16 protein-coding genes and 1 riboswitch are annotated in these 13,494 nt (G+C 63.3%); of the genes, 2 read left to right on the forward strand and 14 right to left on the reverse strand.

Features of this window, described 5'->3' with window-relative positions:
* Positions 1 to 97 precede the first annotated feature (97 nt).
* The 13 genes from BKY27_RS00585 to BKY27_RS00640 all read right to left on the reverse strand — a co-directional run bounded on the left by BKY27_RS00585 (position 98) and on the right by BKY27_RS00640 (position 11,094).
* Complete coding sequence (locus BKY27_RS00585; protein WP_071672474.1) at positions 98 to 1,096, reverse strand: aldo/keto reductase; 999 nt, start codon at positions 1,094 to 1,096, stop codon at positions 98 to 100.
* Positions 1,093 to 1,701 (reverse strand): (d)CMP kinase, encoded by a 609-nt coding sequence (locus BKY27_RS00590; protein WP_071672475.1) that lies wholly within the window; start codon positions 1,699 to 1,701, stop codon positions 1,093 to 1,095. The genes BKY27_RS00585 and BKY27_RS00590 overlap by 4 nt, the downstream gene beginning before the upstream one ends.
* A 9-nt stretch (positions 1,702 to 1,710) precedes the next feature.
* Positions 1,711 to 1,836, reverse strand: coding sequence for a hypothetical protein (locus BKY27_RS20485; RefSeq protein WP_267888880.1), 126 nt, complete (start codon positions 1,834 to 1,836; stop codon positions 1,711 to 1,713).
* Between the two features lie 50 nt (positions 1,837 to 1,886).
* Positions 1,887 to 3,239: a 3-phosphoshikimate 1-carboxyvinyltransferase gene (gene aroA / locus BKY27_RS00595; protein WP_071672476.1), complete on the reverse strand. Its 1,353-nt coding sequence runs from the start codon at positions 3,237 to 3,239 to the stop codon at positions 1,887 to 1,889.
* A 130-nt stretch (positions 3,240 to 3,369) separates the two neighbouring features.
* Positions 3,370 to 4,083, reverse strand: a complete 714-nt coding sequence (gene trmB / locus BKY27_RS00600) for a tRNA (guanine(46)-N(7))-methyltransferase TrmB (RefSeq protein WP_071672477.1) — start codon at positions 4,081 to 4,083, stop codon at positions 3,370 to 3,372.
* Positions 4,084 to 4,137: 54 nt separating this feature from the next.
* Complete coding sequence (locus BKY27_RS00605) at positions 4,138 to 4,608, reverse strand: ABZJ_00895 family protein (RefSeq protein ID WP_071672478.1); 471 nt, start codon at positions 4,606 to 4,608, stop codon at positions 4,138 to 4,140.
* Positions 4,609 to 4,683: 75 nt separating this feature from the next.
* Complete coding sequence (gene metK, locus BKY27_RS00610) at positions 4,684 to 5,865, reverse strand: methionine adenosyltransferase (RefSeq protein ID WP_071672479.1); 1,182 nt, start codon at positions 5,863 to 5,865, stop codon at positions 4,684 to 4,686.
* A gap of 6 nt (positions 5,866 to 5,871) precedes the next feature.
* Positions 5,872 to 5,922, reverse strand: a riboswitch (SAM-SAH riboswitch).
* 36 nt (positions 5,923 to 5,958) lie between these two features.
* Entirely contained in the window at positions 5,959 to 7,497 is a 1,539-nt protein-coding gene (gene lnt, locus BKY27_RS00615; protein ID WP_071672480.1) for an apolipoprotein N-acyltransferase, read from the reverse strand.
* Positions 7,494 to 8,393 (reverse strand): hemolysin family protein, encoded by a 900-nt coding sequence (locus BKY27_RS00620; protein WP_071672481.1) that lies wholly within the window; start codon positions 8,391 to 8,393, stop codon positions 7,494 to 7,496. The genes lnt and BKY27_RS00620 overlap by 4 nt, the downstream gene beginning before the upstream one ends.
* Positions 8,394 to 8,435: 42 nt before the next feature.
* Positions 8,436 to 8,936 (reverse strand): rRNA maturation RNase YbeY, encoded by a 501-nt coding sequence (ybeY, locus tag BKY27_RS00625; protein ID WP_071672482.1) that lies wholly within the window; start codon positions 8,934 to 8,936, stop codon positions 8,436 to 8,438.
* Between the two features lie 33 nt (positions 8,937 to 8,969).
* Complete coding sequence (locus BKY27_RS00630; RefSeq protein WP_084667792.1) at positions 8,970 to 9,995, reverse strand: PhoH family protein; 1,026 nt, start codon at positions 9,993 to 9,995, stop codon at positions 8,970 to 8,972.
* A 155-nt stretch (positions 9,996 to 10,150) separates the two neighbouring features.
* A complete protein-coding gene (locus BKY27_RS00635) occupies positions 10,151 to 10,507 on the reverse strand; it encodes a hypothetical protein (protein ID WP_071672483.1) in 357 nt (118 codons plus the stop codon).
* 14 nt (positions 10,508 to 10,521) lie between these two features.
* Positions 10,522 to 11,094, reverse strand: a complete 573-nt coding sequence (locus BKY27_RS00640; RefSeq protein WP_084667793.1) for an OmpA family protein — start codon at positions 11,092 to 11,094, stop codon at positions 10,522 to 10,524.
* A gap of 70 nt (positions 11,095 to 11,164) precedes the next feature.
* On the opposite strand from BKY27_RS00640, the gene BKY27_RS19840 reads away from it, so the two are divergent.
* Both BKY27_RS19840 and BKY27_RS00645 read left to right on the forward strand, forming a co-directional pair.
* Positions 11,165 to 11,587, forward strand: coding sequence for a hypothetical protein (locus BKY27_RS19840; protein ID WP_146636134.1), 423 nt, complete (start codon positions 11,165 to 11,167; stop codon positions 11,585 to 11,587).
* Complete coding sequence (locus tag BKY27_RS00645) at positions 11,584 to 11,985, forward strand: hypothetical protein (protein WP_071672484.1); 402 nt, start codon at positions 11,584 to 11,586, stop codon at positions 11,983 to 11,985. Before BKY27_RS19840 ends, BKY27_RS00645 begins: the two co-directional genes overlap by 4 nt.
* A 57-nt stretch (positions 11,986 to 12,042) precedes the next feature.
* Here BKY27_RS00645 and miaB read toward each other — a convergent pair whose 3' ends face one another.
* Positions 12,043 to 13,368 (reverse strand): tRNA (N6-isopentenyl adenosine(37)-C2)-methylthiotransferase MiaB, encoded by a 1,326-nt coding sequence (gene miaB / locus BKY27_RS00650; protein ID WP_071672485.1) that lies wholly within the window; start codon positions 13,366 to 13,368, stop codon positions 12,043 to 12,045.
* Positions 13,369 to 13,494: the final 126 nt, after the last annotated feature.

The raw sequence follows: 13,494 nt of genomic DNA on the forward strand, positions 1-13,494 counted from the left end.
ATATGCGACGTTTCCCGCCTGCTTGACGGGCGTTGTATAGCGAGGTGAGAACCGAAGAGCAAGCCTTCAAAGCCTGCAAATCAAGGGCCGGGTGCCACTAGCAATAGCGTTCCGGCCCCACCCACTGAGCATCCGAATAGCGGTCGCCATGGGCCCATCCGACCGGCAACACCGCGTCGATGGCGGCAAGGTCGGATTCGGTCAATGCCAGATGCGCCCCGGCGACGTGCTGCTGGAAATGCGCAACCGAACGTGTGCCCGGAATCGGCAGCACATGGTCGCCCTGCGCCAACAGCCACGCGATCGCAAGCGCCGCCGCAGTTGTGCCCATGTCTGACGCCAGCGCGCGGAACGCGTCGGTGGCCGCGATATTCGCGCTGTAGTTCGGTTCCTGGAACCGCGGATTCGGCGCTAGGAACGGCAGGTCGGCCAATGCCTCTCGCGTTATCGGCGTATCGGTCAGCAAGGACCGCCCCACCGGGCTGAAGGCGACCATCGCGGCACCAAGCTCCTTGCAGGTCTGCACCAGCCCCAGCTCGGGATAGCGCGTAGACAGGGAATATTCGGACTGGACCGCGGCCACCGGGCAGACCGCATGGGCGCGGCGCAGAGAGCTTGGCGCGATCTCGGAAAATCCGACGGCCTTGCATTTGCCCTTCTTCACGAGTGTTGCCAAAGCCTCGGCCACTTCCTCGATGGGGCGCTCTGCTTCGCGCCGGTGCACATAGAACAGGTCAACGGCCTCGACCCCCAAGCGACGCAGGCTGCCGTCCAGTTCGGTTTCGAGGTGCATCTGATCGTTGCGAAAACACCGCTCCCCCTCGGCATTGCGGGTGATCCCGGCCTTGGTTGCGATGTGGAAAACGTCCCGTGCCTCGGGCCGTTTGGTCAGGTAGCTGCCGATGGCATATTCCGATTTACCCATGCCGTAGACGTTGGAGGTATCAAGGTGCGTCACCCCCGCCTCCAGCGCTGCATCGAGAATCGCATGGGACGCTGTTTCGTCGGTGGGGCCATAGAAATCGCAAAAAGACATGGCCCCGAACCCGAGCGCCGACACCGCGGGCCCGTTCTGGCCGATCCTGACTTTCTTCATGCCTGTCGGGCCTCCACTGCCGCGATGGCCGTGGCCACCGCTTGCTCGATCGTCATGTCCGAAGTGTCGATTTCCACCGCATCCTCGGCCGGTTTCAACGGTGCCGTGGCGCGTTCGCTATCGCGCGCATCGCGTTCCTTGAGGTCCGCCAGCACCTGATCGTAGCTGATCTCGTGACCGTTGCCGGTCAGTTCCTTGTGCCGCCGACCGGCCCGCGCCGCATCCGACGCCGTGATAAAGAGTTTGGCCTCCGCTTCCGGGCAGATCACCGTGCCGATGTCACGCCCGTCCAGCACCGCGCCGCCCATCCGGCGGGCAAAGGCCCGCTGGAAATCCAGCAGGGCCGTCCGCACTTCGGGAATGACCGCGACCTTGCTGGCCGCCTGTGCCGCTTCGGCCCCCCGCAGATCGGGATACTCCAGATCCTCGGCCAACAACGATTCCGCCGCCGCGATTGGATCTTCCCCCATCAACATGCGCTGTCCGACCGCCCGATAGAGCAGACCGGTATCCAGATGCGCATAGCCGAAATGGGCCGCAACCGCCTTGGCGATTGTGCCCTTGCCTGACGCCGCAGGCCCGTCGAGTGCTACTGTAAATGCCATGGGAAATGGCTAATGGCGCAGGCGCCGGGGTGCAAGACCCGATCCGCCCGCGACCATCGCGGTCAACGCCGGGTCAACGCCATCGGCCAGTGGCAGCCCCTCGGGCAGGCAGCAGTAATCGCCCTTGTCGCGCAACGGATTTGCCCTGCGACCGCACCCAGCTGCCCCCGTCGAAAAGGGACAGGTCAGCCGCCGGTCCGTTCCAATTCGGCCCCAAGTTGCGCCATCAGCGGCTCGAAAATCGGGAAGCTGGTGACAATGGGGCTGGCGTCATCGACCCGCACAGGTTGCTGCGCCGACATGCCCAGACAAAGGAAGGACATGGCGATGCGATGGTCGAGATGGCTTTCCGTCAGACCGCCGCCCGGCACGTTGCCCGCGCCCTTTCCGGTCACGATCCACCAATCGGGGCCATCCTCGACCTCGACACCATTGGCGCGCAGGCCGCTGGCCATTGCGTCGATCCGGTCGCTTTCCTTGACCCGCAGCTCCTTGACGCCGCGCATGACGGTCTGGCCCGTGGCATTGGCCGCCACCACCGACAGAATCGGATATTCGTCGATCATGCTGGCGGCGCGGGCGGGTGGCACCTCGATACCCTTCATATCAGGCGAATACTTTGCGCGCAGATCGGCGACCGGTTCGCCGCCCTCTTCGCGCATGTTCTCAAATGTCAGGTCCGCGCCCATGTCTTGCAGCGTATAGAACAGCCCGGCGCGGGTGGGATTCAGCCCTATATTGGGGACCAGAACGTCCGAGCCCGGCACGATCAGTGCCGCGCAAACCGGGAAGGCTGCCGACGACGGATCGCGCGGCACGATGATGGTCTGGGGTTTCAGTTCCGGCTGACCGGTCAGGGTGATGACCCGGCCCTCATCGGTCTCTTCAACGGTGATCTCGGCCCCGAAGCCCGCCAGCATCCGCTCGGTATGGTCGCGGGTGGCCTCCCGCTCGATCACCACGGTCTGGCCGGGCGCATTCAGCCCCGCCAGCAGCACGGCCGATTTCACCTGTGCGGACGGCACCGGCACCGTGTAGCGCACCGGCACCGGCTCCCCCGCGCCCACCAGTGTCATCGGCAGCCGCCCGCCCGCGCGCCCGACAGCCTGACAGCCGAACAGGGCCAGAGGGTCCGTGACCCGCGCCATAGGCCGTTTGTTAAGGCTGGCGTCACCGGTAAAGGTCACGGAAATCGGGCAGGTCGCCATCGACCCCATGATCAGCCGCACCCCGGTGCCAGAATTGCCGCAGTCGATGACTTGGTCGGGCTCGGCAAAGCCACCGACGCCGACGCCATGCACCCGCCAGTCGCCCTCGCCCAACCGTTCCACATCCGCGCCGAAGGCTTTCATTGCCTTGGCGGTGTCGAGCACGTCCTGCCCTTCCAGAAGCCCGGTGATCCGGGTCTCACCGACAGCCATGGCGCCAAGGATCAGGCTGCGATGCGAGATCGACTTGTCACCGGGCACATCCGCCGTGCCGGACAAGGGCCCCGAGGGGTGCGAAGTCATGGGAACAGGGCTGCCGTGGCCGGACATGGGCGTGTCTCCTGCAATAGGTTCGGGCCGGGTGATAGCGCCTGACAGGGGGGGCGTCCACTCCCCTTCTACTTGGGTCAAACACACGGGCGCGACCGCTCCACCGCCAAGGTCGGACCGGGGCACCGCGTCAGCGTTTTCGGAAGGTCAGGTAATGCGGTGTCCGGCCCTCGCGCAGGGCCTTCTGCTCATAGCGGGTCGAGATCCAGTCCCCCCACGGCTGTCGCCAGTCGGTCGGCCCTTCGGCCAGCCAGTCGAACCCTTGGCGCGGCACCTCTTCGAGGGTCTGGCGAACATAATCCGGAATATCCGTCGCCACCCGAAAGATCGCGCCCGGCTTCAGCACCTTTGCCAGCGGAGCCAGATGCTCTGGTGTCACGAAGCGGCGGCGGTGGTGCTTCTTCTTGGGCCAAGGGTCGGGATAGAGCAGGAAGGCGCGGGCAATGCTGGCCTCGGGCAGAACGTCGAACATGTCCCGCGCATCGCCGGGATGAACACGCAGGTTATCGACACCGGCTGCCCGGATCTTGCCCAGAAGCATTGCAACGCCGTTGATATAGGGTTCACAGCCGATGATCCCGACATCGGGATTCTGCACGGCCTGATGCACCATATGCTCGCCGCCGCCAAACCCCACTTCCAGCCAGACATCGCGCCCGCCGAAAATCGCCGCAAGGTCCAATGGCGCGCGCTCGGGGTTCACATCCCAATCCACCGGCCCGGGCGAGAGCTTGCCCAGATCTTCGTCCAGATAGGCCTCTTGGCTTTCGCGCAGGTGCTTGCCTTTGCGGCGGCCATAGAAGTTGCGCCAAGGCGCCTTGGGATGTTTTTGAAACTCGGTCATCTGCCGCTCTTTGCTTGCGTCGGAGGCGGGACATATCCGCAAATGCCGGGGGCCTCAACCGCCGGAACTGCGGGCCAGACGCGTCTCGGCCCCCTTGAGCGCTGACCACAGGAACAGCCGAAAGACCGGAACCTGCACCACAAAAGCCACCCCTAGGAGGAGCCCGACCAGTTGCCCCTGTTCCTGTGGCAACAGTCCCGGAACCTGCCAGCCAAGGGCAAACAGGGCCACCGCCATCACCACATGCACCGCCAGCCCACAGATTGCCCAGATCAAAGAGAAGCGCCAGGCCTCGGCCCCGGTCGGGCGACGCTTTTCATGGGCGAGGAAGGCGCGCGCGAAATATTGGAACGGGACCAGCATCGCCCCGACCGCGCCGCCAATCAGCGCGCCACGCAGGATCGGGCTTTGCACCTGCCAACGCAGCAATACGAAAATCACGTAGATCACCACCGTGACGGCGAGCGCACCGGCAAGGTAGCTGAGCATGAAATTCCGCGTATAGGGATAGGCGGATCGTGGCATTGAAACATCTCCTGAACGAAAAAGGCGGCGCCCGTTCGGACCGCCGCCTTAGACTATCACAGTCCGGGAATACCGTTAAACGGCGCGCTTCAAGGCTTCGACCAAGTCAGTCTTTTCCCACGAAAAGCCACCATCGGCCTCGGGCTTACGCCCGAAATGACCATAGGCGGCCGTACGTTGGAAGATCGGCTTGTTCAGCTCCAGATGGGTGCGGATTCCGCGCGGGGTCAGGTCCATGCACTGGGCCACGGCCTTTTCGATCGCGGCTTCTTCCACCTGCCCGGTGCCGTGGGTATCGATATAGATCGACAGCGGCTTGGCCACGCCAATGGCGTAGGACAGTTGCAGGGTACAGCGTTCCGCCATGCCGGCGGCCACCACGTTTTTCGCCAGATAGCGCGCGGCATAGGCCGCCGACCGATCCACCTTGGTCGGGTCCTTGCCCGAAAAGGCGCCACCACCATGCGGGGCCGCCCCGCCATAGGTGTCGACAATGATCTTGCGCCCGGTCAGGCCCGCATCGCCGTCGGGGCCGCCGATGACGAATTTCCCGGTCGGATTCACATGCCATTCGGTGGCGGCAGTCAGCCAGCCCTCAGGCAAGCAGCCCCGGATATAGGGTTCGACGATCACCCGCACATCGTCCGAGGTCAGCGTCTCGTCGAAATGCTGGGTGGAAAGGACCACCGACGTCACCTCGACCGGTTTGCCGTTTTCGTAACGCACCGAGAGCTGCGACTTCGCGTCGGGGCCAAGTTGCGGCTCGGCCCCCGATTTACGCACCTCGGCGAGGCGCCGCAGGATGGCGTGGGCATACTGGATCGGGGCGGGCATGAGATCGGGCGTTTCATTGGTGGCAAAGCCGAACATGATGCCTTGGTCGCCCGCCCCCTCGTCGCGGTTGTCCTTGCCGGTCACGCCTTGGGCGATATGGGCCGACTGTTCATGCAGCAGGTTGGTGATCTCGACCGTGTTCCAGTGGAACTTGTCCTGCTCGTAGCCGATATCCTTGATACACTCGCGTGTAATCTGGTCGATATTGCGCATGTAATAATGCAGCTTGTCCTGATCGGACAGGCCGATCTCGCCGCCGATCACCACGCGGTTGGTGGTGGCGAAGGTTTCGCATGCCACGCGCGCTTCGGGCTCTTCGGCGAGAAGCGCATCCAGAACCGCATCGGAAATACGGTCGCAGACCTTGTCGGGGTGGCCTTCCGAGACGGACTCGGAAGTGAAGATGTAGTGATTACGTGACATGGGAAGTGCTCCATTAATTGTTATCGCGCCCACGCCAGGAAGCCGTTGTGGGGCGGTTATACTCGTCCGACTTAAGCCGTTAGACAGTTGGGATCAATGGGCCAGTTGCCGCTCTCGCCAGAGCAGACCGGCAAGGAGGGCAATGAGCGCCACGATCACCGGCGCATCGCCGCTGCGCGCGTAAAGGGTTGGCGGCAACGATGGGGGCAGCGCGGTGTCCAAGGCACCGGCCTGTCCCATCGGCAGCGAGGCCAAGACCTGCCCGCGCGCGTCGATCACCGCCGACACGCCGGTATTGGCGGCGCGCAACAGTGGCAGCCCTTGTTCGGCGGCCCGCAGTCGGGCCAGTTCGAGATGCTGAAACGGGCCGGAAAACTGGCCGAACCACGCATCATTGGTGATCTGAACTTGCCAGTCCGGGCGCGGAACGTCGCGGATATAGTCGGGAAAAATGGTTTCGTAGCAGATCATCGGAAAGACGCGGCCAAGCGCGCCAAGGTCAATCACGCGTGGCCCCGCCCCGGGGGAATAGCCTGCCCCCGCGGCCTCGGCCAACCCGCGCAAGCCAAGGGCGCGGGCGACAGAGGTCAGGGGGATATACTCGCCGAAGGGCACGAGATGGTGCTTGTCATATGTGGCGAGCAGCTCGCCCTCTGGATCGAGGTAAAAGAGGGAATTTCGCACCATGTCACCGTCCGTGCCACCGTCCGTGCCACCGTCGATCCGCTGACCGCCGACGATGACCCGCGCATCGCCCGAGGCTGCCCCGATCGCCGCACGCCAATCGGCGGAGTTGCGCAAGAGTGCTGGCAGCGACGTCTCGGGCCAGATCACCAGATCGGGGGCGCGGTCTAGCTGCGGGGCCTGTTCGGTCAGATCAAGGGCGCGGTTGAAAAAGACCCCGATCATGTCAGGCCGCCATTTCAGGTGCTGCGGTGCATTGGGTTGGATCAGGCGTACCACCGGCGCGCCCGCCGCAGCGGGCGGTGCCGGAGGGATCAGCAGTGACAAGCCCAAGGTCAGCGACAAGGCCCCGGCGGGGACAATGACCCACACCGGGCGCAACAGCGCCGTCGCCAAACCGGCGGCAAGCAGCAGGGTCAGCAGCGTCAGCCCCTCGGGGCCGATCCACGCGGAAAGCGGCATCAAGGGGCTGCCAATCCAGATATGACCCGGCTGCGCCCATGGAAACCCGGTCAGGATCACCCCGCGCAGGTATTCCGCCAAGGCGAGGAAAAGCGCGAACACGACCAGCCGCCCTGCCCCGGCCCGCGATGCGCGGACACTCGCGCCCGCCGCCGCCGCCCAGAACAGCGCCAGGCCCGCCGACATGAAGACAAGGGCGAACGGGGCCATCCAGCCATGCCGCCAGGGATCGACGAAGAAGGGTTCCACGATCCAATGCAAAGCCACGGCGAAAAAACCGGTCCCCATCACGAGGCCAAGCCACAGCGCCTGCCGGACGGTGGCAGCCGTCTGCACGACCACTATCCCACCGGCAAAACCGATGAGCGCCAGAAGTGGCAGGTTGAAGGGTGGCAAGCCAAGGGCTGCTACCGCGCCGCAGCCCGCCACCAGCCAGAGGCGTTTGCGTGGGGCAAGCCCCTGTAGCCAAGGGCCCGCGCCTGTCACCCCGCCAATTCCTTGGGCAAGCGGACACGCACCCGCTTGATGCGGCGCGGGTCTGCATCGACGATCTCGAACTCCGCCCCTGATGGGTGCGGCACGACCTCGCCACGGGCGGGCACCCGCCCGGTGATCACGAAGACCAGACCGCCGAGCGTGTCGATTTCTTCATCATCAAGGCCGTCGGTCAGGTTCATACCAATGGCGTCCTCGAATTCATCGAGCGGCGCGCGGGCGCGGGCCATCCAGCAGCCTTTGGCTTCCTCGGACCACAGCTTGTCTTCCTCGACGTCGTGCTCATCTTCAATCTCGCCGATCACCTGTTCGATCAGGTCTTCCAGCGTCACAAGCCCATCGACCCCGCCATATTCGTCAATGACCAAAGCCATGTGGATGCGGTCGTTCTGCATCTTTTGCAACATGACGCCGATGGGCATCGACGGCGGCGCATAGAGCAGCGGGCGCAGCATCTCGCGCAGGTCCAGCTTGTGGCTGTTGCCGTTAAACCCGCAGGTCAGCGCAAGATCCTTGAGGTGCACAAGCCCGACGGGTGTGTCGAGCGTGCCTTCGTAGACCGGCAAGCGGGTGTAACCGCTGTCCCGAAACACCGCCACAAGGTCAGGCAGGTTGATGTCGATCGGCACAGCCATGATCTCGGCCCGCGGCACGGCCACGTCATCAAGACGCATCCGGCGCAGGTTATAGACCGAAATCGCGGCATGCGCAGCAGACCCGGCCGAGTGCTGGGGGTCGGATGATGTACCGTTTGTCTCGGTGTCTTCCGGGGATTGAGTGGTGCCGAAGAACCGGGCGAAAAGCCCCGGCCTCTGGTCTGGGTTATCTTCTGTCTCCTGTTGCGCGCTATGCGCCGCGCTAGAAGACGCGTCGGGGGAGTCGTTCATGGCTCCTTTCCATGGATCGACCGGGCCTGAAAACCCGTTGCCCTAATATGGGTCAGGGACACCCAAAGTTGCAAGGACACGCGTCTCTATTCCTTCCATAACAGCGGCATCCGCGTCATTTATGTGATCGAAACCCAACAGATGCAGGGTTCCGTGGACCAAAAGATGGCGCACATGGTCGGCAAAGGGCTTGTCCTGATCTTTCGCTTCCCGCTGGCAGGTCTGGTAGGCGATGGCGATGTCCCCCAATTCATAGGGCGGCCCATCGGGGCCGGGGTCGGGCATCTCGGGGGGCGCGCCAAGCGGCAGATCAATCTCATCGGCGGGCCAGCTCAGCACATTTGTCGGCTGTGGCTTGCCCCGAAAATCGGCGTTGAGGTTGGCAATGCGGGCATCGTCGCAGGCCAGCAGGCTGATTTCAAACCGACTCGGGTCAAGCGCCAGCCAGGTCAGGGCTGCGCGACAGGCTTGTTCAGCGAGCGTTTCAAGATCCGCGGCTTCCCACTCCGGGGCTTCGCAGATGACATCTACAAGATCGGTCATGCCCACATCCTGCCCTGACAAATCGACCCGCGCCTATCGCTGCGCGGGATCGTCGGCGTCATAGGCCTCGATGATCTTGGCCACCATGGGATGGCGCACCACATCCTTGGCGGTGAAATAGTTGAAACTGATGCCACCCACCCCTTTCAGGATGCGCTCGGCCTCTCGCAGGCCGCTGTTCACGCCACGCGGCAGGTCGATCTGGCTGCGGTCGCCGGTGATGACCATGCGGCTGCCCTGCCCAAGACGGGTGAGGAACATCTTCATCTGCATCGAGGTCGCGTTCTGCGCCTCGTCCAGCACCACGAAGGCATTTGACAGGGTGCGCCCCCGCATGAAGGCCAAGGGTGCGATTTCAATCCGCTTTTCCTCGATCAGCTTGGCCAGTTGCTTGTCTGGCAGAAAATCGTTCAGCGCGTCATAAAGCGGCTGCATGTAGGGATCGACCTTGTCCTTCATGTCGCCGGGCAGATAGCCGAGCTTTTCGCCCGCTTCCACCGCCGGACGGGACAGGATGATCCGGTCGATATGGCCGTTGATCATCTGGTTCACGGCGACAGCAACCGCCAGATAGGTCTTGCCGGTGCCAGCCGGTCCGATCCCGAAGGCCAGCTCGTTCTTGAACAGCGCGCGCACGTAGTCTTGCTGCGCCACGGTGCGCGGCTCAACTGTCTTCTTGCGAGTCTTGATCTCCAACTCGCCTGACTGGAACATCTCGATCTGGTCGCCCGACCGCGCCCCGGTGCCTTCCGACGAACTGCCAAGCCGCACAACCGCGTCGATATCGCCCGCTTCGATGCCGCGCCCCGACTCGGCCCGTTTGTACAGGCTTTCCAACATTTCGGCAGCTTCTTCGCGCGCGCCGCCATGCACCGCCAGCGCATTGCCGCGGCGCACGATCTGCACGTCCATCAGATGCTCTATCTGCGCGAGATTGCGGTCAAATTCTCCGCAAAGCTCGATCAGCAGCCGATTGTCAGGAAACTCAAGAACCCGTTCCAACGAGGGTTCAGCGGAGGGCGGAGGCAGCGTGGTGGTCGCCAATGGGAACTCCAGCATCTAAAGGCTGTGTCCACTCTGGCAACAAGCCGGTGCGGACGCAACCTCTTGCGTCGGGGAACCGGCAAAATGGCAACATCATGTGATCATGCGGGATACGCGCGTGAAAAAGGGGCGGCCTTGCGATGCCGCCCCTCGTCCGAATTTTTCGTCGCTCAGTTCTGGCGCGGCACCCAGTCGCGAATGCCGGCACCCGCGGCACCGGATTCACCAACGATCGACCCCGGCGGAGCAATCGGCGTGCAGACCGGCAGGCCACTTGCAGGATCGCGGCGGACATCCAGATACCCTTCCACGCCGTCGTCAACGATCCAGTGCTGGCAGCCATCGGGATCGACCCAGATCCCGGCCTCCAACTGGGTCAGGCTACCCGAGTCGCGGCCCAAGTCATTCCCAGTGGCGCGCACGGGAGAAGGATCGTTGGTCGGCCCCACCCCTTCAAAGGATTCGGCGCAAGCCGACAGCAACAGGGCCGAGGCCAGAAGCGCAGTGAGTTTGATCGGATTTGTCATGCTGAGTCCCCCACTCACCGGTAGCATACGATTTCGACGCGGCGGTTAAGCTGCATATTGGCAGCGCTGTCATTGGGCGCACGCGGGCGCCGCTCGCCATAGCCGATTTCGCGCGCCACGCGGGCGCCCACCGACCTTGCGACAGCCGCCACAGAAGCGGCGCGGCGCTGCGAGAGGCCGATATTGTATTCATCTGAGGCCCGGCTGTCGGTATGGCCGTAAATCGCGTAGGCAAACGCGCCCGCATTGCGGAAGAAGTCTTCGAGGCTGGCCCTGCCAGCCGGTGTCAGGCGCGAACTGTCAGTCGCAAACAGCGTGTCGGAATTGGCCACCGCGCAGGTGTTCATCTCCATACAGACTGGCATGCCGTTTTCAGGGTTATTGCGACCGGTCATGTAGCCTTCGACCCCACCATCTGCGACCCAATGCTGGCAGCCATCGGGGTCGATCCAGATGCCTGGCTCGATCGTGCCGGTGACTGGCCCCGTGCTCTGCGCCGCGGCCGCGCCGGGGTGAACCGCGAAGGCAAGCGCTGCGACGATGGCGAGCCTCCAGATTGTCGTTCGGATTGGTTTCCACAAGCGCATCTCTGCGATACCCCCTCTGGCATATGAACGTCTTTTCCCCGCATGGCGGCTGGCGGGACCAAAACTCTGTTTGTTTCAAGAAGCTTACAATTATCTAACGATTTTGGAAGCACGAATGTCGGCGATATTGTTGCTGAAAGCAGAACAGTGCGGGCATTGCGCCAAAGATCAGACCCCACTGATCGGCGGAATTTCGGGAAAGAACCGATTCGCACGGCGGTCGCTTCGAATGATTGAAATTGGGTTAATTTATGACACGATTGCGTTCCTGTCGCGGAATGGCAACATATTTGTCGCCTCTCTAGCGACAATCCCAACCGTCAAAACGCTTCGTTTCCATCCAGCGGCATCCCGGCACCGCCGCGCTTCACAGGGCTTGGAACTGCTCTACACTCTCTCGCTATCAGGCAAGAGGGCAAGAGCCGGCTACGGCCGTGCGGCGATCTACGGGCAGATTGTCGATGATATCGCTACGAAAGGACGTCACAGATGAAACGCCGTTCAACGCTGGCCGCAAGTTGCGCCGGCCTTTTTCTCGCCCTCGCCGGCCCTGCGCTGGCCGATGGCCCAACCGTGTATATTACCGGTGATGCACACCCGGCCTATGGCCACGGGCACGTGCATCCCGCCGGCCACGGCCACGACTACGTGGTGGCCGAACGTGTCACGATCACGATCAGCTGCTTCCGCGGCCCGTGGCAAGAAGTGATCTGGGACCGGCCAGAGCCGGTCTTCGTCGACAGCCTCGTCGCTGCCGGCTACACCTTCCCGGAAGCACATGCGATTGCCGAGCGGGTCTGCCGCGACATTGATGGCGTGGGAGACTCGGCCCATGCTCAACAGGTGATGCTGCGGATCATCGAAGACCAACCGCCGCACTGGAACCCATGATCTGACCGACCGACCGGGGATGGCGCAGGGTGGTGCCATCCCCCGTCGACAGGTGGATCAATCGCCAATCAGCTCGCCCGCCAAGGAATTCGGGCCGCTTTCAACGATACGCACACGGGCGATTTCGCCCATCAGGCTTTCCGGGGCCTGGACATGAACGGCATGCAGATAGTCGGACTTGCCGACCAACTGCCCTTCAAGTCGCCCTGTTTTCTCGAACAAGACCTTGACCTCGCGGCCGACCATACCGTCCTGCGCCGCGCGCTGCTGTTCGGTCAGCAAGGCCTGCAAGCGTTGCAGCCGTGCGTCGGCAACCTCTGGATCGACGGGCGCTTTTTCGGCGGCCGGGGTGCCGGGGCGGGCCGAATATTTAAAGGAATAGGCCTGCCCGTAGCCAACGGTCCGCACCAATTCCATTGTCGCCTCGAAATCCTCGTCCGTCTCGCCGGGGAAGCCGACGATGAAATCGCCTGACAGCAGCAGGTCAGGCCGAGCAGCGCGAATGCGCTCGATCAGCGCGATATACTCTTCCGCCGTGTGCTTGCGGTTCATCGCCTTCAGAATGCGGTCAGACCCCGATTGCACCGGCAGATGCAGATAGGGCATCAGCTTGTCGCAATCGCCATGGGCGGCGATCAGGTCATCTTCCATGTCGTTGGGATGAGAGGTGGTGAAGCGGATGCGGTCGAGTCCTTGGATCATCGCCATCTCGCGGATCAGCCGGGCAAGACCCCATTCCCCGTCCGGGCCCTGCCCATGATAGGCATTCACGTTCTGACCAAGCAGGGTGATTTCCCGAACGCCCCGATCGACCAGATCGCGCGCTTCACGCAGCAGGCGGTCCGCCGGGCGGCTTACCTCGGCCCCGCGCGTATAGGGCACCACGCAGAAGGCGCAGAACTTGTCGCAGCCTTCCTGCACGGTCAAAAACGCGGTTGGCCCGCGTTTGGGCTTGCGCGCCTTGGGCAGGTGCAGGAACTTGTCCTCTTCGGGAAAATCGGTGTCGAGCGCCTTTTCCCCCTGCGCGACGGCCCGCGCCATCGCGGGCAGGCGGTGATAAGTCTGCGGGCCGACCACGAGGTCAACCATCGGCTGGCGGCGCATGATCTCTTCGCCTTCGGCCTGCGCCACGCAGCCCGCAACACCGATCTTGAGGTCCGGGTTGGCGTCGCGCAGGGGCTTCATGCGCCCAAGCTCGGAATAGACCTTTTCCGCCGCCTTTTCCCGGATGTGGCAGGTGTTCAGCAGGATCATGTCCGCTTCTTCAGCCGTACCGACCTGTTCATACCCTTCGGACCCGAGCGCCTCGGCCATGCGTTCTGAATCATAGACGTTCATCTGGCAGCCATAGGTCTTGACGAACAGTTTCTTCGGGGCGGACATGGGGCAGCTCCTCGCGGCGGGTATCTGGGGGGATGTATCGCAAGCGCAAGGTCGCTTCAATGGAGCCCTGAGGCGTTTGCAAAATCGTAAACCGCCGGGCACAGTATGCTTGGGCAGCAAGAACCG

The organism is Nioella nitratireducens (genome assembly GCF_001879715.1).
GTDB classification, from domain to species: Bacteria; Pseudomonadota; Alphaproteobacteria; order Rhodobacterales; family Rhodobacteraceae; genus Nioella; species Nioella nitratireducens.